The organism is Streptomyces sp. NPDC087422 (genome assembly GCF_044744145.1).
Classification (GTDB): domain Bacteria; phylum Actinomycetota; class Actinomycetes; order Streptomycetales; family Streptomycetaceae; genus Actinacidiphila.
Genome location: NZ_JBIUXT010000003.1, coordinates 572,205 through 593,081, shown reverse-complemented (window position 1 = coordinate 593,081; position 20,877 = coordinate 572,205). Strand labels below are relative to the sequence as shown.

16 protein-coding genes and 4 pseudogenes are annotated in these 20,877 nt (G+C 69.8%); 9 read left to right on the top strand and 11 right to left on the bottom strand.

All coding sequences use genetic code 11. From position 1 onward, the window contains the following. The first annotated feature begins 17 nt into the window (after positions 1 to 17). Entirely contained in the window at positions 18 to 803 is a 786-nt protein-coding gene (locus tag ACIO6U_RS12200) for an HAD-IIB family hydrolase (RefSeq protein ID WP_391043506.1), read from the top strand. Positions 804 to 885: 82 nt separating this feature from the next. Here ACIO6U_RS12200 and ACIO6U_RS12195 read toward each other — a convergent pair whose 3' ends face one another. From ACIO6U_RS12195 to ACIO6U_RS12175, 5 genes are all read right to left on the bottom strand, one after another. Then, positions 886 to 1,566, bottom strand: coding sequence for a rhomboid-like protein (locus ACIO6U_RS12195; protein ID WP_355336601.1), 681 nt, complete (start codon positions 1,564 to 1,566; stop codon positions 886 to 888). Positions 1,567 to 1,764: 198 nt separating this feature from the next. Beyond that, positions 1,765 to 2,484 carry an ABC transporter permease subunit gene (locus tag ACIO6U_RS12190; RefSeq protein ID WP_355336760.1) on the bottom strand — a complete coding sequence of 240 codons (720 nt, stop codon included), beginning with the start codon at positions 2,482 to 2,484 and terminating at the stop codon, positions 1,765 to 1,767. A gap of 82 nt (positions 2,485 to 2,566) precedes the next feature. Beyond that, positions 2,567 to 3,484: an ABC transporter ATP-binding protein gene (locus ACIO6U_RS12185; RefSeq protein ID WP_355336602.1), complete on the bottom strand. Its 918-nt coding sequence runs from the start codon at positions 3,482 to 3,484 to the stop codon at positions 2,567 to 2,569. After that, the gene (locus ACIO6U_RS12180; protein WP_401718526.1) at positions 3,481 to 4,404 is read right to left on the bottom strand and encodes an ABC-2 transporter permease; all 924 of its coding nucleotides are present in this window, start codon (positions 4,402 to 4,404) and stop codon (positions 3,481 to 3,483) included. The genes ACIO6U_RS12185 and ACIO6U_RS12180 overlap by 4 nt, the downstream gene beginning before the upstream one ends. A 4-nt stretch (positions 4,405 to 4,408) precedes the next feature. Then, on the bottom strand, positions 4,409 to 5,524 hold the full coding sequence (locus ACIO6U_RS12175) for an ABC transporter ATP-binding protein (RefSeq protein ID WP_401717976.1): 1,116 nt from the start codon (positions 5,522 to 5,524) through the stop codon (positions 4,409 to 4,411). Positions 5,525 to 5,717: 193 nt separating this feature from the next. Here ACIO6U_RS12175 and ACIO6U_RS12170 point away from each other — a divergent pair, with 193 nt between their 5' ends. From ACIO6U_RS12170 to ACIO6U_RS12155, 4 genes are all read left to right on the top strand, one after another. Beyond that, a complete protein-coding gene (locus ACIO6U_RS12170; protein WP_401717973.1) occupies positions 5,718 to 6,653 on the top strand; it encodes a M24 family metallopeptidase in 936 nt (311 codons plus the stop codon). After that, a complete protein-coding gene (locus ACIO6U_RS12165) occupies positions 6,650 to 8,566 on the top strand; it encodes an SDR family oxidoreductase (protein ID WP_401717970.1) in 1,917 nt (638 codons plus the stop codon). The genes ACIO6U_RS12170 and ACIO6U_RS12165 overlap by 4 nt, the downstream gene beginning before the upstream one ends. A 90-nt stretch (positions 8,567 to 8,656) precedes the next feature. Next, positions 8,657 to 9,550: a metal-dependent hydrolase gene (locus ACIO6U_RS12160; protein WP_391158904.1), complete on the top strand. Its 894-nt coding sequence runs from the start codon at positions 8,657 to 8,659 to the stop codon at positions 9,548 to 9,550. Between the two features lie 28 nt (positions 9,551 to 9,578). Beyond that, positions 9,579 to 10,529, top strand: a complete 951-nt coding sequence (locus ACIO6U_RS12155; protein WP_401717968.1) for a MerR family transcriptional regulator — start codon at positions 9,579 to 9,581, stop codon at positions 10,527 to 10,529. Positions 10,530 to 10,561: 32 nt separating this feature from the next. Here the strand turns inward: ACIO6U_RS12155 and ACIO6U_RS12150 are convergent, their stop codons facing one another. Continuing rightward, positions 10,562 to 11,458, bottom strand: coding sequence for an LLM class flavin-dependent oxidoreductase (locus ACIO6U_RS12150; protein WP_355336608.1), 897 nt, complete (start codon positions 11,456 to 11,458; stop codon positions 10,562 to 10,564). Between the two features lie 97 nt (positions 11,459 to 11,555). On the opposite strand from ACIO6U_RS12150, the gene ACIO6U_RS12145 reads away from it, so the two are divergent. From ACIO6U_RS12145 to ACIO6U_RS12135, 3 genes and pseudogenes are all read left to right on the top strand, one after another. Beyond that, positions 11,556 to 12,782: a hypothetical protein gene (locus tag ACIO6U_RS12145; RefSeq protein ID WP_401717965.1), complete on the top strand. Its 1,227-nt coding sequence runs from the start codon at positions 11,556 to 11,558 to the stop codon at positions 12,780 to 12,782. A 72-nt stretch (positions 12,783 to 12,854) separates the two neighbouring features. After that, a pseudogene (locus tag ACIO6U_RS12140) lies at positions 12,855 to 13,100 on the top strand (hypothetical protein); the annotation flags it as partial. Next, positions 13,100 to 13,501, top strand: a complete 402-nt coding sequence (locus ACIO6U_RS12135; protein WP_401717962.1) for a PIN domain-containing protein — start codon at positions 13,100 to 13,102, stop codon at positions 13,499 to 13,501. The pseudogene ACIO6U_RS12140 and the gene ACIO6U_RS12135, both read left to right, overlap by 1 nt. A 22-nt stretch (positions 13,502 to 13,523) precedes the next feature. Here the strand turns inward: ACIO6U_RS12135 and ACIO6U_RS12130 are convergent. Together ACIO6U_RS12130 and ACIO6U_RS12125 are read right to left on the bottom strand one after the other, a co-directional pair. Continuing rightward, positions 13,524 to 13,772, bottom strand: a pseudogene (locus tag ACIO6U_RS12130) (LLM class flavin-dependent oxidoreductase); the annotation flags it as partial. Between the two features lie 178 nt (positions 13,773 to 13,950). Beyond that, a complete protein-coding gene (locus ACIO6U_RS12125; RefSeq protein ID WP_366564968.1) occupies positions 13,951 to 14,145 on the bottom strand; it encodes a hypothetical protein in 195 nt (64 codons plus the stop codon). 254 nt (positions 14,146 to 14,399) lie between these two features. Between ACIO6U_RS12125 and ACIO6U_RS12120 the strand changes: the two genes are divergently transcribed. Further along, a complete protein-coding gene (locus tag ACIO6U_RS12120) occupies positions 14,400 to 16,871 on the top strand; it encodes a tetratricopeptide repeat protein (protein WP_401717960.1) in 2,472 nt (823 codons plus the stop codon). 69 nt (positions 16,872 to 16,940) lie between these two features. Here ACIO6U_RS12120 and ACIO6U_RS12115 read toward each other — a convergent pair. The 3 genes and pseudogenes from ACIO6U_RS12115 to ACIO6U_RS12105 all read right to left on the bottom strand — a co-directional run. Next, a pseudogene (locus ACIO6U_RS12115) lies at positions 16,941 to 17,180 on the bottom strand (LLM class flavin-dependent oxidoreductase); the annotation flags it as partial. A 26-nt stretch (positions 17,181 to 17,206) separates the two neighbouring features. Then, a complete protein-coding gene (locus ACIO6U_RS12110) occupies positions 17,207 to 20,278 on the bottom strand; it encodes a hypothetical protein (protein ID WP_401717957.1) in 3,072 nt (1,023 codons plus the stop codon). Between the two features lie 255 nt (positions 20,279 to 20,533). Further along, positions 20,534 to 20,707 (bottom strand): annotated as a pseudogene (locus ACIO6U_RS12105) (LLM class flavin-dependent oxidoreductase); the annotation flags it as partial. Positions 20,708 to 20,877 lie beyond the last annotated feature (170 nt).

Sequence of the window (20,877 nt, the reverse complement as noted above, 5' to 3'; positions counted from 1 at the left end):
CGCGGCTTCCGTACCGGATGGTCGCCACCGACCTGGACGGGACGCTGCTGCGCGGCGACAACACCGTCTCGCGGGTGACGAGGGACGCGCTCGCCGCGACGGTGGCGGCGGGCGCGGTGCACATCATCGTCACCGGCCGCTCGGTGCCGTGGACCCGGCACGTACTGGACGACCTCGGGTACGAGGGCCTGGCGGTCTGCGGCCAGGGCGCGCAGCTCTACGACGCGGGCGCGCACCGGCTGCTGACCTCGGTCACCCTCGACCGGCAGCTCGCCGGGCTCGCACTGGCCAAGATCGAGGCCGAGGTGGGCCCGCTGTTCCTCGCGGCCAGCCGCGACGGCCTGGCCGGCGACGTCCTGATCGGCGAGGGGTACCGGTACAACCCCGAGCTGCCGGTCATCCTCATGTCGGACCCGGCCGAGCTGTGGTCCGCGCCCATCAACAAGCTGTACATACAGCACCCGGAGCTGGGGGACGACGGTCTGGCGCGGGCCGCCCGCGAGGTGGCCGGTGACCTGGTGGGCGTGACGATGGCGGGCGAGGGCATCGTGGAGCTGCTGCCGCTCGGCCTCACCAAGGCGACCGGGCTCTCGCTGGCCGCGCGGCGGCTCGGCGTGACGGCCGCCGAGACGATCGCCTTCGGTGACATGCCCAACGACCTGCCGATGTTCGCCTGGGCGGGGTACGGCGTGGCGATGGCCAACGCCCATCCGGAGCTGCGGCGGGTCGCCGACGAGGTGACGCTGTCGAACGATGAGGACGGCATCGCGGTGGTGCTGGAACGGCTCTTCGGGCCGTTCTGAACGGCCCGGCCGGGTGTGCCGGAGGCCGGGTCGGGGCGTGTCGGGGCTAGGTCGCAGCGGGGGCGCGGCGGGGGCGCGGCGCTCAGGCGGTCTTCTCGCGGGCGCGCCCCGGCGGCGTGATCGCGTAACAGCTCAGGCCGATCAGCGCGGCCGTGAAGTGACCGAGGTCGGTGTAGGTCGCGTCGCCGAGCAGCGGATAGCCGAAGAAGCCCAGCACGCCGAGGAGATATCCCCAGCGCCAGGGGCGCGGCACCAGATACGTGAGGACGCCGACGATGCCCGCGAGGCCGTAGCTGACCCCGATGTCCACGGTGTGCGCGAGGGAGCGCGGCAACCGCTGGTCCCTGATGCCGAACATGACGGCCTTCTCGCTGACGAGCGTCGCGCCGATGTGCGCGGTCGCGACGACGACCAGCCAGCGCCAGGTGCCGAGCCAGCGTTCGGCCGGGGCGTGGATCAGCTCGAAGAGGAAGAAGTAGAGGACGAGGCCCGAGGGCGTCTCTATCCACAGGGCACTGGCGAACAGCACCCGCAGCGGATGCTGCCGCAGCTGGACCAGGTTGGTGCTGACGTGGTGCAGCAGATACGAGCGGACGTGCGGCGACACGACGGCGACGATGCCGCTGGTGATGATCAGGATCAGCAGCCAGATGTGGGTGCCGGGCGAGGCCCGTATCCATTGCGCGGCGAAACGCCGCGCGTCACGCGGGGTGACGCGGCGGCGCTCGCGGGCGGCGGTGGAGGACTCGTGAGCCGGGGCCATCGCGACCAGTCTTCACCGATCACAGCCGGGCTGCGACTCGCTCCCTTCCATTGACACCGCATTCACAGCTTGCGCCGCCGTCACACCGTGTTCCCGTTCCCACGGGTGGTCTTTTCCCTGCCGGTGCCTCGGCCCCGGTCCCTTCCCTGCCGGTGCCTCGGCCCCGGTCCCTTCCCTGCGGGTGACGTACCCCGGTCCCTACTCCTCACCCGCGAGCTTGAGGGTGCGCAGCTTGTGTCCGGCGAACCAGGTGGTGCCGACGGTGACCACCGCGAGCAGCACGATCGCCGTCGGCAGACCGACGTCGGAGCTGACGATGCCGCCGTGGCCCAGCTTCTGCGCGACCGCGAGCGACCACTGCTGGACGCTGAGGGTCCTGGCGCCCGGCACCACATTGCCGATGACGGACTCCCAGACCAGGGCGTAGACCAGGCCGACGATCACCGCGTGCCGGGTGAGGACGCCGAGCATCAGGAAGATCGCCGCGTAGGCGACGGACGCGACGGCGGCGGCGACCCCGAAGGCGACCGCGACGTTCTGCCCGTTGCCGTTGAGGATGAATCCGGCGAGCAGGGTGGGGATGGCGGAGAAGGCGGCGACGACGCCTATCGCCACGATGAGCTTGGTGGACACGATCGTGGACCGTCTGATCGGCTTGGCCAGCAGGTAGACGATCGCGCCGTCGTCGATCTCCGGGCCGATGGCGCCGGTGCCGGCGATGACGCCGACCAGCGGGACCATCGCGCTGAGCGCGAAGCCCTGGAGGATGTCGTTGGCGGTGGAGTCGTCCGCGCCGGTCAGCGCGCGGACCGCGACGGAGATGATCAGCAGCAGCATCGGCAGCGCGAAGAGCAGCAGGGCGCGGCGGCGGCCGAGCAGCGCGCGGTAGGTGAGCCGGGCCACGGTGGGGTGGAACACGGCGGGCCCTGAGCGGGCGGGGGCCGCGGCCCTGCCGCTCGGCGGCGCGGGGGTCTGTGTGGCGGACATCTGTGTCGGCTCCTTATGCCGTGACCAGGTAGGAGAAGACGCTCTCCAGGGACTCGTCGGACGGCGAGACGGTGAAGAGCCGGATGCCGTGGTCGCGGGCGATCCGGGGCAGGAATTCGGTGAATCCGGCGAAGTCGATGGCCTGGACGCGCAGCGCCTTCTCCGACCAGTCCAGCTCGATCGCGGCGGTGGACGCGTGCGCGATCAGCACGGACGCGAGCAGCCGGTCGTCGCTCGACCGTACGAGATAGCGGTGCGGGCGGTCGGTCATCAGGCGGCGGATCTTGCGGAAGTCGCCGGAGGCCGCGTGGCGCCCCGCCACCACGACCTCGATGTGGTGGGCGAGCTGCTCGACCTCCTCCAGGATGTGCGAGGAGAACAGGACGGTCCTGCCCTCGGCGCCCATCCGCCGCAGCAGCTCCATCAGGTGCAGCCGCTGCCGGGGGTCCATGCCGTTGAACGGCTCGTCGAGCAGCAGCACCGACGGGTCGTGGACCAGCGCGGACGCCATCTTGGCGCGCTGCCGCATGCCCTTGCTGTACGTGTCGATCTGCCGGTCCTGGGCGTACTCCATCTCGACCGTGGCCAGCGCCCGGCGGGCGGCGGCGTCCGGGTCGGGCAGGCCGTGCAGCTCCGCGTTGGCGACCACGAACTCGCGGGCGGTGAGGAAGTCGTACATCGCCTCGCGCTCGGGCACGATGCCGATCTCGCGGTACGACTGCTCATTGCGCCAGATGGGCGTCCCGTCGAGGGTGACGGCGCCGGTGGAGGGGGCCAGGAAGCCCGCCATCATGTTGATGAGGGTGGATTTTCCGGCGCCGTTGGGGCCGAGCAGGCCGGTGACGCCGGGGCCGATCGTCATGGTGATGTCGTTGACCGCCACCACGTTGCCGAACCAGCGCGAGACGTTGTCGATGCTGATCGTCGTCACGAGAGACCGACCTTCTGGTAGCGGCGCATCAGGAGGCCGAAGCTGCCGGTGATGATGGTGAGGACGGCCAGCAGGTAGACGATGCCGGCCAGCGCGTTCGGCGGTCCCGAGGCGTGCGGGAAGGCCGAGCTCGCGCCGAGGAACCAGGTCTGGAAGCCGTCGATCAGCGTGATCGGCGAGAAGAGGCCGAGCCAGCCGATCACCTCGTAGTTCTCCTGCACGGAGGCGACGCCCTGGACGCTGGAGACCGCGCCGTAGGTGATGACGAACACCGCGATGATCGCGGCGACGCCGAAGCCGCGGCGCGGGGTGATCGCGGCGATGACGAGCGCGATGCCCGCGAAGAGCAGCGACAGCAGGAGTACGGACACCAGACCCTTCGCGAACCCGGCGGTCTGGGTGCCGAAGCTGAGCTTCGCCAGCAGCGCGCCGATGTAGAGGATGAGCAGGGGCAGCGCGGTCAGCAGGAACAGCGCCGTGGCGAGCGCCGCGTATTTGGCGGCCACGTAGTCGACGCGCTCGATGGGCCGCGAGAAGTACAGCGGCGTGGTCTTGAACCGCAGGTCGCGGGAGACCGACTGCGGGGCCTGCGAGGCGACGAAGAGGGTGATGACCGCCTGGAGGATCACCGCGTAACGGGTGTAGTCGACCGGCAGCTTCGTCATGTTGGTGAAGATCGCGACCGCCACCATGATCAGCGCGGGCGCGCACATCGCGGCGAGCAGGATCATCGGCAGCACCTTGGACTTCGCGCTGCGGCCGAGGCCGTACGCGCCGCGCAGGCTCTGGCTGAAGAGGGAGCGCCGGGCGTAGGCGCGGCCGAGGCGCGGGCCGGTGTACTTGCGGTAACCGATGTTGTGGATGACGTCGGGGGCGGTGCCGGTGCCCGGGGGGCCGGGGTTCGGCGTGCCGGGCGTCACCGTGTCAGGCTGCGTCACGGCCTTCTCCTTCCTTGGTCAGGGTCGCGGTGTCCGGGGTGTTCGGGGTGCTCTTGTCGTGCGAAGTGCTCTTGTCGGGCCGGGTGCCGGGGTCGTGCCGGGTGCTCGTGCCGCCGGGGTCGTGCGGGGGGTCGGGGTCCGGGCGGTCGGGGTCGTCCGGGTCGTCGTACGTCAGGTCCTCGTCGTCCGTGAACAGCTCGGCGATGCGGTGGCGGCGCTGCTCCATGCGCACCAGGCCGACCCCGAGTGCGGCGACGGCGTCGCGGACGGTGTCGTACGTCGCGTCGTCCGCTATGTCGACGTGCAGCAGGTGGCCCTTGGTCTGGGCGGTGAGCCCGGCACCGGTCAGCGCGGCCAGCAGCTCCTTCTCACGGTCGGTGACCTCGACCGCGAGCGACGCCGTGGCCTGCGTGAAGTCGCTGGTGGAGGAGGCGCGCAGCAGTGTGCCGCCGTCGATGACGACGATGTGGTCGCTGGTGCGCTCCAGCTCGCCGAGCAGGTGCGAGGTGACCAGCACCGAGATGCCGAAGTCGGTGTGCACGCGGCGGATCAGGCCCAGCATCTCGTCGCGGCCCGCCGGGTCGAGGCCGTTGGTCGGCTCGTCGAGCAGGACGAGCTGCGGGTCGTGGACCAGCGCCTGCGCGAGCTTGACGCGCTGCTTCATGCCCGTCGAGTAGCCGCCCATCGGGCGGTACCGCTCCTCGTAGAGGCCAACGTGGCGCAGCGTGTCGGCGGTCCGCTCGCGCGCGGCGGTCGGCGGCAGCCCCGACATCCGGGCCATGTGGACGACGAATTCGGTCGCCGAGACGTCGGGCGGCAGGCAGTCGTGCTCGGGCATGTAGCCGACGAGGCCGCGGATCTCGGCGCCGTTGGTGGCCACGTCGAGTCCGAGCACGGCGGCACGACCCTCGGTCGCCGGGGACAGTCCCAGCAGGATCTTGATCAGGGTCGATTTCCCGGCGCCGTTGGCACCCACCAGCCCGGTCACACCGGGGGTGATGTCGACGGTCAGCCGGTCAAGAGCGGTCACCCTCGGGTACCGCTTGCTCAGGCTTTCGGTAGCGATCACAGTCACGTGTCCGACCGTAGTGGCGGGCGCCACAGTCCCGCGTCCGTCCCGAGGATCGGATCCGCCGCGATCGGGGTACTCCTGCGGGCTGACCACCCGTAGGGGTCGGGGGGGTTCCGGGAGTTATCCACAGGGGGTCGCGGGGCTCTTGACCTTGCCACGAGCCGATGTCACATTGATTGCTGTCAGCTTTCGAATGTCGGCGCGGGGTCTGGGGTGAGCGGCCATGGGCGAGGGGTGGGACGGCGGGCGCGACGGGTTCCGTGAGGTCGACGGGCTCGACGGGTTCCGTGAGGTGCAGCGGCTGGCGTACGCGTGCGCGGAGGCGGTCGCGGCGGAGCTGCGGCCGGGGATGACCGAGCGGGACGCGGCGCACGCGATGCGGGTGTGGGCGCGGGAGCGCGGGGTCCGCGACTGGTTCCATCTGCCCTTCGCCTGGTTCGGCGACCGTACGGCCTTCACCGGCTTCAAGGTGCCGCTCCAGTTCTTCCCGACCGGGCGGCGGCTCGAACCCGGCATGCCGTTCATCCTCGACCTGGCCCCTGTATACGCGGGCTGTACCGCCGACGTCGGCTACTCCGGTTCGCTCGGCCCCAATCCGGTGCAGGAACGGCTGATGGCGGATCTGCGCGAGCACCGCGAGCTGATCCTGCGCGGGGTGCGCGAGCGGCACCCGCTGCGCACCGTCTACCAGGACGTCGACCGGCTGATGGTCAGGCAGGGGTACGCCAACCGGCATCGCGCGTATCCCTTCGGCGTGATCGCCCACAAGGTCGACCGGGTGCGCGAGCGCCGCTGGTCGCCGCGGATCGCCGGGTTCGGCACGCGGAGCCTGAAGGGGCTGGCCTCCGACGCGCTGCACGGACACCGCGAGGGCTGGTCACCGCTGTGGAGTCCGCACCGCATGTCCGACCACCCCCCATACCCCGGTCTGTGGGCGGTGGAGCCACATGTGGGATTCCGCGGCACCGGCGCGAAGTTCGAGGAGATCCTCGTGGTCACGGAGACCGACGCCTACTGGCTGGACGACGACCTGCCGCACGTCAGGCGCTGGCGGGAGACGGACGCGGATACGAGGACGGGATCGATGTCGAGGTCACGGATGGGGACGGGCACGGAATCGGGTTCGGGGACGGGGACTGGGACGGGGGTGGCGGCATGACGCGGGACCAGTGGGAAGAGCGGAACGACCGGGACGAGGGCGCGGGTCCGGGCGAGGGCGGCGAGAGCCCGGGCGAAGCGGTACGGGACGGGGAGGTGCGGGACGGGGCGGCCGACGCGGCGGCGCGGGAGAGGTTCGTGACCGGGGGCGGCGGCGTACGGCTGTGCGTCGCCGAGTACGGGGACGCGGCGCTGCCGACGGTGGTGCTGGTGCACGGCTACCCGGACAGCAAAGAGGTGTGGTCGCAGGTGGCCGGGCTGCTCGCCGACCGCTTCCACGTGGTGCTCTACGACGTGCGCGGGCACGGCAGGTCGAGCGCCCCGGCGCGGCTCAAGGGCGGCTTCACGCTGGAGAAGCTCACCGAGGACTTCCTGGCGGTGGCGGACGCGGTCAGCCCGGACCGCCCGGTGCACCTGGTCGGGCACGACTGGGGTTCGGTGCAGGGCTGGGAATTCGTCACGGTCGGCGGGACCGAGGGCCGGATCTCCTCCTTCACCTCGATCTCGGGCCCGTCGCTCGACCACTTCGGCCACTGGATCAAGCGCCGGGTGCGCCGCCCCACCCCGCGCCGGGTCGCCCAAGTGGTCGGCCAGGGGGCCAAGTCCTGGTACGTGTACGCGCTGCACACCCCCGTGCTGCCGGAGCTGGCCTGGCGCGGAGCGCTCGGCAAGCAGTGGCCCAAGCTGCTCTCCCGCGCCGAGAAGCTGCCGTCCGACGGCTACCCGACCGCCTCGCTCCCCGAGGACGCGGCGCACGGCGCCTGGCTGTACCGGGACAACGTCCGCCGCAGGCTGGGCAGTCCGCGCACCGACGCGTACGCCCACGTCCCCGTGCAGCTCATCACGCCGACCGGCGACGCCTTCCTGTCGCAGCGGCTCTACGACGACCTGGAGCAGTGGGTGCCCCGGCTGACCCGGCGCACCGTGGCCGCCAAGCACTGGGTGCCGCGCTCCCGGCCCGAGCAACTGTCGCGCTGGATCGGCGAGTTCGTCACAGCGCACGAGTACGGCGGCCCCGCCGTCCCGGCCGCGACCTCGACCGTCACCGGGGCGGGCGGGACGGTGCTCGGGAAGGCGGAGACCGGCGCCAAGGAGCGGTTCGGCGGCCAACTGGTGCTGGTCACCGGCGCGGCCAGCGGCATCGGCCGGGCCACCGCCTTCGCCTTCGCGGAGGCGGGCGCGCGGATCGTCGCGGTGGACCGGGACGCGGAAGGCGCCGCCAGAACCGCCGAGTTGGCCCGGCTGATCGGCGCGCCCGACGCGTGGCCCGAGACCGTCGACGTGTCGGACGCCGAGGCGATGGAGAAACTGGCCGAGCGCACGGCCGGCCTCCACGGCGTCCCCGACGTGGTGGTGAACAACGCGGGGATCGGCCTGGCGGGGGCCTTCCTCGACACCACACCCGAGGACTGGAAGCAGGTGCTCGACGTCAATCTGTGGGGCGTCATCCACGGCTGCCGCCTGTTCGGCCGGCAGATGGTGGAGCGCGGCCAGGGCGGGCACATCGTCAACACCGCGTCGGCCGCCGCCTTCCAGCCGTCCCGCTCCCTGCCCGCGTACAGCACGTCGAAGGCGGCGGTGCTGATGCTCAGCGAGTGCCTGCGGGCGGAGTTGGCGCCGCACGGCATCGGGGTGAGCGCGATCTGCCCGGGGCTGGTCAACACGCCCATCACCCGCAGCGCGCGGTTCGCGGGCGTCGGCGAGGAGGAGCAGGAGCGGCGCAGGGCGCGGTCCGCCCGGCTCTACGGGCTGCGCAACTACCCCCCGGAGAAGGTCGCCCGCGCGATCGTCCGGGCGGTGGAGCGCGACTCCGCGGTCGTCCCGGTCACGCCGGAGGCCCGCGGGGCGCGGCTGCTGTCCCGGCTCTCCCCCAAGACGCTGCGGGCGCTGGCCCGCGTGGACCCGCCGCTGTAGCCCCGCCGCCGGCTCACCACCGGCACCCTGCTGGCAGCACCGATCCCCACTCCGACACCGCCGATCTTCTCCGAAGGAGGACGCACCGCCATGAGTTACGCGATCAAGCCGCGCCGGGTCACGTTCGACTGGAAGCAGACCCCTCTGCACTGGATTCCGGGCGAGCCGACCGCGACGCACGTCATCAATGTGCTGCATCTGCTGCTGCCCGCGGGGGAGCGGTGGTTCGTGAAGGTGTTCAAGGAGGCGCTCCCCTACGTCAGCGACGAGCAACTGCTCAAGGACGTCAAGGGGTTCATGGGCCAGGAGGCCACCCACAGCGTGCAGCACGCGTATGTACTGGAGCACCTGGCCGAGCAGAATCTCGACACCAGCGGCTACACCAAGCACGTGGAGTGGATGTTCGACGTGCTGCTCGGCGAGAAGCCGCCGTGGGGCGCGCCGGTCACCCGGCGCGAGTGGCTGCGGTTCCGGCTGTCGCTGATCGCGGCGATCGAGCACTTCACCGCCGTCCTCGGCGACTGGATCCTGGACGCCGACGCGCTGGACGAGGTGGACACCGACGAGGTGATGCTGGACCTGCTGCGCTGGCACGGCGCGGAGGAGGTCGAGCACCGGGCGGTCGCGTTCGACATGTACCAGCACGTCGGCGGGGGCGGCGCGGGGCGGTATCTGCGGCGCGCGGAGGGCATGGCGTTCGCGTGGCCGACGCTGTTCTATCTGTGGGTGGTCGGGGCCCGCTACCTGATGCGGCACGACCCGGGGCTGGTCAAGGGCAAGTACCGGTTCAGGAACCACCGCGCCGCCGCCCGCCGCGGCCTGCTGCCGTCCTGGGCCGCGCTCAACGGGGCGATGCCCAGGTACCTGCGCCGGTCGTACCATCCGTCACAGGAGGGGTCGCTGAGCAAGGCCGTCGAGTATCTGGCCATGTCCCCCGCGGCCAGGGCCAGCGAAAGACCGGCGGGCCGCACCGCGGCCTCCTGACCACCGAGGAGTACGGAGGAGTGTGGGCGTGACCACCGCCGCCGAGCAGCGCGCGTACCGGATCGAGGACCTGTCCCATCTGAGCGGGACGACGGTCCGTACGATCCGCGCCTACACCGACCGCGGGCTGCTCCCGAAGCCGGAGCGCCGCGGCCGGGCCAATGTGTACGACGACACGCATCTGGCCCGGCTGCGGCAGATCGCCGATCTCCTGGAGCGCGGCTACACGCTGGCCAGCATCAAGGAGCTGCTGGCGGCGTGGGACGCGGGCACCGGCCTCGGCGGAGTGCTCGGCCTGGTCGGTGAGGTGGACCGGCCGTGGTCGGACGAGACGCCCGCGCGCATCAGCCTGGCCGAGCTGATCGAGGCGTTCGGCGGGACGGCGGATCTGACGGCCGTCGAGGAGGGCCTGCAACTGGGCATCCTGGAGCCGGTGCCGGGCAGCGACGAGGAATTCCTGGTACCGAGCCCCCAGGAGCTGGCGGTCGCCGCGGAGCTGCACGCCGCCGGTGTGCCGCTGCCCGCGATCACCGGCCACCTGCGGGAGCTGCGGGTCCAGGTCGAGCACATCTCGGAGCGGTTCCTGGAGTTCACCACGGAGTACGTCTTCGAGCGGTTCCTGCGCCACCCGCCGACCGACGAGGAGGCCGAGGAGGCGGCGGCCCTGGTCCGGCGGCTGCGCCCGCTGGCCCAGCAGACCGTGGACGCGGAGCTGGCACGCGCCATGCGGACGCTCGCCACCGAGCACGTACGCCGTCACCTCGGCGACGCCGTGCTCCCCGCGCCGCCGCCGCGCCCGGCCGCCGAGCCGCCCTCGCACGTCCCGGTGGCCCTCCCGGCGGCCACGGTCGCCGCGGTCCGGGAGCTGGTCGGGCCCGACCACGTACCGGAGTTCGTGACGGCCGCCGCCGACCGGGAGATCGCGGCCCGCCGCATGGACGCCCTGACCGACCGGCGCCCCGACGACCCGACGCACTGACGACCTTGCACACTGACCACCCGGCGCGCGGATCAGGCCAGTTGGGCGGGGGCCTCCAGGGCGATCCGCTCGAAGGCGGCGGGGTCGGTGTCGAAGTCGCTGTCGGGGATGGGCCAGTGGATGACCATCTCGTCGATCCCGGCCTCCGCGTGGCGGCCCGCGAAGTCCACGAAGGCGTCCACCGACTCCAGCGGGCGCCCCTGGTCAGGGGTGAAGCCGGTCAGCATCACCTTCGGCACCTTCAGCACGTCCCGCCCGGCCTGCGCACACGCCGCGCCCAGCCGTTCCACCTGCCCGCGTACCGCCGCCAGCGACTCCTCCGGCGTCCCCGTCTCGTACAGCGCCGGGTCCCCCGTCGTCACCCACGCCTGCCCGTACCGCGCGGCCAGCCGCATCCCCCGCGGTCCCGTCGCCGCCACCGCGAACGGAATCCTCGGCCGCTGCACACACCCCGGAATCGTCCGCGCCTCGTGCGCCGAGTAGAACTCCCCCTCGTACGACACCTGGCCGTTCGTCAACAGCCGGTCCAGCAGCCGTACGAACTCCCCGAACCGATCCGCCCGCTCCCGCGGCGACCACGGCTCCTGCCCCAGCGCCGTCGCGTCGAACCCGCTCCCCCCGGCGCCGATCCCCAGCGTCACCCGCCCCTCGCTCACGTCGTCGAGCGTCATCAAGTCCTTGGCGAGCGTGACCGGGTGCCGGAAATTCGGCGACGTCACCAGGGTGCCCAGGCGCATCCGGCCGGTGACCGCGGCGGCGGCGGTCAGCGTCGGCACCGCGCCGTACCACGGCTTGTCCCGGAAGCTCCGCCAGGACAGATGGTCATACGTATAGGCGGTCCCGAACCCCAGGTCCTCGGCCCGCCGCCACACCTCCCGCCCCTCGGCGGCCCAGCGATAGATCGGCAGAATCACAACACTCAGACGCATGAGGACGACCTTACGAGCAACAAGCCCCGCACCGGCGATGGATCGCTATCGGGGAAGCGGGCGATGGAACACGCACCGTCTCGCTACCGTGGCTGGGATGAGCAATGAGCGCCGCCGAAGTCGACGCACACCGGAGCGCGACACGAGCCACGTCCCAGACCTCGCCCAGGCCCTGCGCCGCAGCGCCGAACTGAAGGACGACCTCGTGGCGTTCGGGGAGAGCCGCTCCTTCGAACGATTCCTCGACCCGCTCCTGACGGAAGCCGTCAGCCCCGAAGGCGCGTTGGACGAGGCGACCGCGATCAACGTCATCGACTGCTTCCTTCTTCAGCACCGCCTTCCGGACGGCACCACGGTCGCCGACCGTTTCGTCACCCGGCGGACGGCCCTGACCGATGCCGATCGGCAGATGGTCCTGGCCTGGCGTGACCCGGTGGAGGGGATCTTCGAGGTACGGGGCAAGGACGGCGACTGCCTGCTCCTGTTCAACCTGGTGGACGACCTCGAATACCGGGCCTACACCAACGCCGGACGGTCGACTTTCCGCGGGGTCGCGAAAGAAGGCTTCCTCGGTGCCCGCCTGGTCGCCCTGACACCTGTGCCCGGCGCGTGGCTCGTCTCCGGCGTCATGTCCTCCTACCCCCGGGCCGCCGCGCCGGAGATCGCCGCTGCCGCCCTCGACCTGGCCACCAGCCGGCCCGACCTCGTCTTCCGCAACCCGGAGAAGGTCGAGGAAGGATGGCGCTCGATGCGGGAGGACCGGGCCGCTTTCACCGACTTCTTCGGCAGCGACGAGCTGGTCCTCACCGTCGGAGAAGCCGAGGAGCGCATCAACGCCTATTACCGCCACCGGCAGCAGACTGCCACCGCGGCCCGACGCCCCGGCCGTGCCTGGGGCAATCGACACGCCACCCCAGAAGTGCCTCTCTTCACGCTGCCCGCCGAACTCGCGGACGCGGAGACCATCGGCGTCATCTATGACCAGGTCGACGGACTCAACTTCTACGCGGACTACGGATCGCTGCGGGACCTGTTCGCGGACCCCGACCTCCCCGGCCGCAGACACCACCAAGACCTGCTCCGTACCTATCTGCGCGAGGAGTCGATCACACCACTGCCGATCCGCCGCCTGGCCGCCGCACACCCGGTGACCGTCGACACGGTGTTCCAGAAGCTCCTGCGGCAACCAGGCTTCACCTGGAGCGAGCACGGCGACGCACTCCTGCGCCGACGCAAGCCCTGGTACGACGAGACCGAGCCGCGCCCCGGAGTCTCCGTGATCGGTGACCGGCTCAGTGAACTGCTCCGCGTTCGGTCGCGCTGAGCGCGTGCCCGCCGCACAGCCGGCAACCGAGAAGGACGGCCACTGCCGTGCATACTGCGGCATGCTCACCGTATGGCTGACACGACCCGGATCACGGTCACGCTGCCGACCGAGCAGGTGGCAGAGTTGAAAAAACTCACGGACAACGTCTCCGGCTACGTCGCCGAAGCGGTCGCCCGTCAGATCAGGCACCAACTGCTCGGGGCGGATCTGCGGAGCTACGAAGACGAGCACGGCTCCTTCAGCGAAGAGGAACTGGCCGAGGCTCGAGCCCGTATCGCGAGGGCGACGGAGACCACGGGCGGCGCGAGCGCCGCGTGGGTCAGCACATCGAATCCGTGGTGTTGGACAGCGAGGGCCTGTCCGCCTGGGTCGCCCAGGACCGGAAGGCCCTCGGCCTGCTGAAGGTGTTCCACGAGATGGGCGCGGATCTGATCATCAGCGCGAACACCAGCGTGGAGGTCAGCCACTCCCGCGTGAACATGCCCCGCCTGCAGTGGGCCCTGTCCAGGGTCAAGGTGGAGCCGGTCACCGAGCAGACGGCCAAGGCGGCGGCGAAGCTGCTCAAGGCCGCCGGGCTTCACGAGCACAAATACGCGATCGACGCGACCGTCGCGGAAACGGCCCTACGGCAGACCGGCCCGGTCGCCATTCTCACCTCCGACGTCGACGACATGGCCCGGCTCTGCGGTGAGCACGTCAGGCTCATCAGCCTCTGACCGTCGTTCCCGCAGGTCAGCCCGTGATGCATGAACGCGGCTTGACTGACGTCACCAGGGTGCCCAGGCGCATCCGGCCGGTGACCGCGGCGGCGGCGGTCAGCGTCGGCACCGCGCCGTACCACGGCTTGTCCCGGAAGCTCCGCCAGGAAAGATGGTCATACGTATAGGCGGTCCCGAACCCCAGGTCCTCGGCCCGCCGCCACACCTCCCGCCCCTCGGCGGCCCAGCGGTAGATCGGCAGAATCACAACACTCAAACGCAAGCTCATGCTCGGGAGCTTACGACCGGCCGGAGCCCCCCCCCCCGGCCCTCCCGCGTGCCTCGTGGCGGAGCACTTGGCAGGGCGGGTCTGCTACTCGTCGCTGCCCGACGGCCTCTGGGCATGTCGTCGTATCCAGTGGCCTCGGCGGCCGCGAGCCTCTTCCCTCGGGAGCGCCGACCCGCCGCTACCGGCGGGGTATCAGGAGCAGCAAGCGAAGGGTCTTGCGTGCGTCGCGGCGGCGGTGCGGGGTGCGGGCGCCCAGCGAGGTGAGTGCGGCGATCGCGATGGTCGTGGCGTGGGCGGCGCCGGTGAGGACGGCGATCAGGGGGATCAGGGACGAGTGCACGGCTGCCTCCGGGTGGTCGTTGGGCGGAGGCATCTTTCTCCGGTCCACGGCGGGTTTCCGGCAACGCGCGAGGGTGGGCGGGAAGCGCTAATAGTCTGGTCAACTGCGGTGAGCCGAGTTTTCCGGAGGCGTGTGTGGGCGGAACCCGATTACCGGGGACGGAGGACCTGGCGGGGCGGCTTCTGGCCGAAGTGGCGCGCCTCTACGCAGTGGCGGGCAGCCCTCCTCGGGAGGCGCTGGTGAGGCGGTGCACCGAGGCGCTCGGCGATCGTGTCAGTTTGTCCACGGTGAATCCCTGGCTGCTCGGGCAGAGCCTGCCCAAGTCCGGCTCGCCGGTCTTCCTCACGCTCGTGGGCGTGCTGCAGCAGATGGCCGCTGAGCGGGGCGCGCAGGTCACCAAGCGCAGCGAGGGCGCGTGGAGCCAACTGCTGAGGAATGCCAACGATCAGCGGGCGGCCGAGAAGCGCGGCGGTCGGCCCCGGAAGAAACCACCCGGCGCGCCCAGGAAGCCGGTGAGCCCCCGGACGCTGCCCGCAGACATCGCGGACTTCACCGGGCGCGATGCCCAGGTGAGCGAACTCCTCGGTTTACTCGAGCCGGGTGCTCCGGCGGAGGTTGTGCTCGTCGCCGCCGGCATGGCGGGTGTCGGCAAGACCACGCTGGCAGTTCACGTCGCCGACCGGGCCCGCCGGGCGGGCTGGTTTTCCGGCGGGGTGCTGTTCGTCGACCTGCTCGGCTTCAGCCCGGATGCCTCCCTCGACGCCGCTGGGGCCGCTGCGGTCTTGCTGCGCGATCTGGGTCGACGTGCGGCGCCGCCGCCGGCGAGGGAGCGGGCCGGGGCCTTGCGCTCCCTGCTCGCCGGACGGCCGCCGGTGCTGATGGTGCTGGACAACGCCGTGTCCGCGAAGCAGCTGACAGGACTGGTACCTCATCCTCCGCACCGGCTGCTCGTCACGTCCCGCGACACGCTTTCGGCGCTCCCGTCGGCCCGTGTCGTCCGGCTCGACTCGCTGTCCGAGCAGGAGTCGGTCCTGATGCTGGATCGTGCACTGCGCCAGGCGTGCCCCGCCGACGACCGGGTGACGGCCGAGCCCGGCGCCGCCCGCCGGATCGCCGAGCTGTGCGGTTTCCTGCCTCTGGCGCTGCGCATCACCGCCGCACAACTGCGCGACGACCCCTACCATTCACTCGCCGCCCAGGCCGAGGCCCTCTCCCAGGCGCACGCCCGGCTCGGCCTGCTCAGCTATGACGACGTGGATGCCGACGGCCGTCCGCTGGCCGTGCGCGCCGCGTTCGACCTGTCCTTCGACCGGCTCGCCGACGCATCCCAACGCGCTTTCCGACTGATCGGCGCCCTGCCCGGCCCGGACATCGGCCAGGAAACGGCCGCCATCGGTCTCGACCGCAGCGCCCAGGACACCTACCGCCTGCTGGCAGACCTGGTCCGGCGCCACCTGCTGCGCAGACGGCCGGACAGCCGCTGGGACACGCACGACCTCCTGCGCCTGTACGCGGCCGAACAGGTGGCGCCCGGGGAGTACGAGGCCGCTCTGGACCGGATGCTGCACCACTACAGGCGGCGCGTCCCGGCGACCTGCCGCAGCGTCTCCCGGGACACGGGCCGCGCGAAGGACCGGCGTCAGGCGGTCGAGTGGCTGGACACCGAACACCGCGCTGTCGCCGCGGTTGTGGTGGCAGCCTGCGAACACGGCCGGCGTCGCGAAGCGGTGCACCTGGCCAACGACATGTCGACGTACTGGGAGTTCCGCAGACTAGGCCGGGAGTGGACCGCCGCCGCCGAAGCGACCCTGGAGGCGGCACACAACCTGAGCGCGTACGAGTTCGCCATGGCGTCCTCGAACCTCGGCAACGCCTACCGGGCGGATCATCGGTCCGCCGAGGCGCTGCCCCACCTGGAACGCGCGGCGCTGCTCGCACCGAATGAGCTCGTCCGGGGCAGGGCGCTGCACAACCTGGGCCTCGTCCAGTTCCAGCTGGGCCGGTACCACGACGCCGCGTCCAACCACCGGGCCGACCTGGACATCTGCCGCTCCCAAGGAGACGAGCTGGGAGCGGTTCAGGCGCTCGTCGCCCTAGGCGACGCTCAGCGCAAGCTCGGTCGGCACTCCCAGGCCGCCGACACATTGGTGACGGCGCTCTCCGTGCTGAGCACCAGCCGCCACGGTGCCCGCGGCAGCCGCACCGACACACAGCAGAACGCGCACGTGAACCTCGCGCTCACCCTCATGGACTGGAACGCGGTGACCTACGGAACCTGCGGTATCTGGCACTTGTGCCATGCCCTGCGGATCGCCCTCGAACGCGGGAACCGGGTCAGCCAGCTCATCATCCTGACCGATCTCGCCGCTCTCTATCTCGCCGTCTGTCCCAAGTGCTACGCCGAACCGGCCCTGGACTGCGCGATCCGCGCGCTCGCGCTGTCCGAAGACGGCGGCGACCCCGTCGTCGCGGCTGGCGCTCTGCTCACTCTGGGCCGTGCCCACCTCGTCCGGGGAGACACGGCAGCAGGTACTGCGGCGCTTCGGCAGGCGCAGGAGGCGTACGCGGCCCAGGGCCGACCCGAGGCAACCAAGATCCCGTCGCTTCTCCAGGAAACCGCAACCGAGCACATCACAGGCTGCCGGGGCGCGGACGTCACCCTATGGGAACGCGCCCTGCACGAATCGGTCCTGGACGGCCAATACGACGAACTGGAGCGCATCACCTTCTACGGGTTCCGGTATGTGGTGCGGCATTAGGTTGCTCTGTGCGGATCATCCGATCGTCGGTCCGGGTGTGCCCAGATGACGAATAGTCCAAGGTCAGCTCGTGATGCATGAACGCGGCTTGGCCGACGTCACGAGTGTGCAAAGCTGGATGCGTTCGGCTACCACCGCGGCCGCGGTCAGCGTCGATACCGCGCCGAACCACGGCTTATCCCTGAAGGTCCGCCACGACAGATGGTCGTAGGTCTAGGCGGCGTAGAATCCGAGATCCTCGGCCCGCCGCCAGATATTCTGTCCCTCGCCCCAATGGTGGATGGGGAGGATCACCGTACTCAGACGCATACCCCGACCCTACGCGCTCGCTGCAGCTACCCGTCGCGGCGCGACGTCCAGAACAATTGGACCCGCTGATCATCCGAATCCTCCAACAGGATCTTGCTGGGGCCGATCCGGAGACGCACGCGCATCTTCCGACTGCCGCTCGTGGGCAAGGCAGTCCGCGAAGCCAGCCCCGCGGCTACGAGCGCGTCCACAAATGGCTTCCACTCGTCCTCGTAGTCCCATGCCCACTTGAGCCTGTGGTCTTCCGGCAGGTAGCCGGACGGAAGAACCATGGACATCTTTCCGCTGTCCCCCAGGTTCTTCAGAAAGTGGCGGGCGGCTTCCACTGCGGGTGGGGGCTGCTGGCTGGCCGCCTCGTCGTCAGCGATGCCGGCACCCAACTGACGTAGCGTCGTCAAGATTTCCGGGCGCCGGAAACAGACCTCGCGTCCTGGGACGAATAGCTCCACGAGGCCTGTGTGAATGATCCCATGCATCCCGGACAGATCGGCGTTGTGAGCAGTTGTCAGGGAGCGCACCGCACAACGGTCGAGTGTGAGACTCCAGTTTGATCCTGCGGGCAGGGTCAAACTCGAGAGGGTGCACCGAGCGAATCGACTGTCGACGATGGCCACGCCCGTGAGATCGAGTGGATCGATGAACGTCGCATCACAAATGGTGACCGACGGCATCTCCTTCGTCATCCGGATCATCGTGGACCACAAGGATCCCAGATTAAGCGAGGCGAACCCTCGGGAGAGAGGTTGTGATTCGGCTGTCAGATCGAAGCCGGCAAGGAGGCTCTGAAGCTTCATGCCCGGCAACTCGGAGACCACGCGCTTGACCATCGCCGGACGCCACTCCGACGCCTTCAGGAGTCGGTAGAAGCGCCGTACATCACCGCTGTTCGCGTACCCGAGGGCCAGCCCGGCGAGGAAGTAGTCGAAGAACAACTCGTGCTGAAAGCGGAACCTTCTGCCGTGCCCTACCCCGGACGCACCGGACGCCATGCCGCACAGGACCTGGAGTCGGTCGCGCAGATGCGGTCGCGCCTCGTTCAAATCCTCGACGTCGTTCAGCCCGAGCACCGTCGCAGCACCGATCTCGAGGTCGACTGTGCTGATCTCCCGCTCACTGTTGTCGACCATGCACTCGGCTGCGAACTCGAACACACAGCGAAGCTCGTCACCTGACAGCATGGGCGTGGTGTCATCGAGCGAGTAGCTCAACTTCTTCTCCTCGCGCCGGAGATACTCGCCGATGAGCCGTCCGGCAACATTCGAGACCTCGCCGGACACCCGCGCCATCTCGGCGAAGGCGCGGGCGAAGAAAGGAAGGCGTAGGAGTTCCCTATCGTCACGGGACAGCTCCTTAAGCCGCGCCGAGGGGATCTCGTGGGCGGCCATGAAGTCCTTCACCTCGCTGACGGACCACCTGTTCATTTCAGCGATCTTGTGGTGGACGCTGACGCCCTCGTCCTGTGCGTACCTCAGGCTCTCCTGGAACTGGTTCGCATAGTACGACGAGCGGGCCGACACGATCAGCACGCCGCGCCCGTCGAGCTCTTCGAGCCAGGGCCGCAGCGCCGTCACCGCATCATTAAACCCGGCACCGCCGAGGAGCTCGTCGAAGCCGTCGATGAGAAGCGCCATCACCCCGTTCCGGCACAGCGCCTTCACCGCTAGGTCGGTCAGATTCCGGGTGGTGGCGACAGCACTGTTGACCACCTCGACCAAATTCTCGAGCACATGACCGTTCGACCGGATGTACAGGAAGAGCGGGATACCCTCCGCCTGGTCTCCCGTCGCCACCTCTGCGGCCCGATGCAGCGCAGCCGACAGCATGGCCCGGGTCTTTCCGATCCCGGCTTCACCGTTGACGAAATAGATCAGCGTCTGACCGTGCTCGACCCCTACCTCATCGTCGAGGTCGTCGATCAGATCGCTGAAGGTCTTGCGCTGCGGCTCCGCCCTGTTCCCGTCGTCCCGCACCGTGACGGTCGCTGGCAGCAATGTCGTCTCGCCGCTCCAGCCGAGACCCTCGACCTCCTCCTGGATCAGCCGCTTCTCGAGCTGATCCATCTCGTGCCAGAGGCGACGCGCGACAACCCCGAGGTTGGCGATCCTGCGCAGAAAAGCACTGTACGAAAGCCAGCCCGCGCCGTCGTCCCGCCACTCGCGCAAACCATCTTTCCCGACTCGGAAGTGGTCCATCCGGAGTTCTACTCCGTCGCTCGTGGCGCGGTGCCACTCGATAACGAAACCAACGCCTACGTCATCGTATGCATGCGCTGGAGGTCCGCTCGCCTCCTGGAAGCCGGCGAGATCCTTCAGGATGGCGTCGCGAAAGAGATCGCCCTGATCGTCCGCGGACCGGGGCTTTCTGAGCAGCTGAGCCAGATCCGTCGAAGCCTCATCACTCCTCGGTCGGACAAGCGTCCGCTTCGGATCACCGAAACTGATGTACGACGGCTTCTTATGATTGAAGGCAGAGAAGATCTGCCAACTTCCGTCCTTGGACACGTAGAAGAACGGAAACAAGTCTACCGAGTCGGTTCCCCAGGTGAAGACAGGATGCCTCTCGAAGCCGCCTCCGATGCTCCGGACCTCCGCACCCTCCAGGCAGTCGGCCATCGCGTTCCAGAACCTGCCGGTCAGCGCTTCGACGGGGGCAGCCACTCCATCCGGTACGGGGCCGCCATGGCTGAGGTGGTCCCGCAGCATCTTGTAGGAGTCGAAGGGAAGCCCTCCACCAGGCCCGTCCCGATAGAGCTCACGGACACGCTCGACGGCGGCCCGCACCCGGACGATCGCCTCTCCCTCCCCTGCAACATCCAGAAGCGGGCCCAGCTCGGACAGGGAGGCCACCCAACCCGCAAGACCAGGTGATCGTGCGATCTTCGGAGCCGTGACTCCGGCAGACCGGAGCGTAGCGAGAGACAGGAGAGAAGCGAACCGGAGGACGAACTCGAATGCGGCAACGCTGTCACGGACGCCGCGCAGCTGACCCGGCTCTCCACAGGAGTAGGCACGCTCCATGCGGCGCAGCACATCAACGGCCATTCCGTGCAACTGCCCAGTCACGATGCACCTTCCAGCCCGTGCGATCTCGGAGATCACTGACTCGGCAGGGTAGCGGACCCGGCTCCGGGCCGTTCGGAGTTGACGCTCCTCGGTTGCGTTGGGAGAACGGCGACGCTCGGACAGGCGATGGCCCCCGCCACCGGCCGTCGGGTCACTCGTCGGAGCGGCAGTCGAACTCGGTGCACGGGTAGCTGGGATTGGTCGCCTTCCGCTACGACGATTCCGAGGCGTGGGCGGTTGAACTCGAACACCTCTGACCTCGTCTATTTCGGTTGTTTCCGCAGGTCAGCTCGTGATGTATGAACGCGGCTTGGCCGACGTCACCAGGGTGCCCAGGCGCATCCGGGCGGTGACCGCGGCGGCGGCGGTCAGGGTCGGCACCGCGCCGTACCACGGCTTGTCCCGGAAGCTCCGCCAGGACAGATGGTCATACGTATAGGCGGTCCCGAACCCCAGGCCGGGCGCGTCAGGGGGGCGGGGGCGGAGGGGTTTGTACCAGAGGGTGGACGGACTCTTGGTGCGGGGACGGGTCTGCTGTACAAATATGACCCATGAATCACGATCTTTTGGTGCGACGCCTGGTCATCGACCTGTGCCGACGCCCGGTTTCGTGTTGTCGCTGATCACGCGTCTCT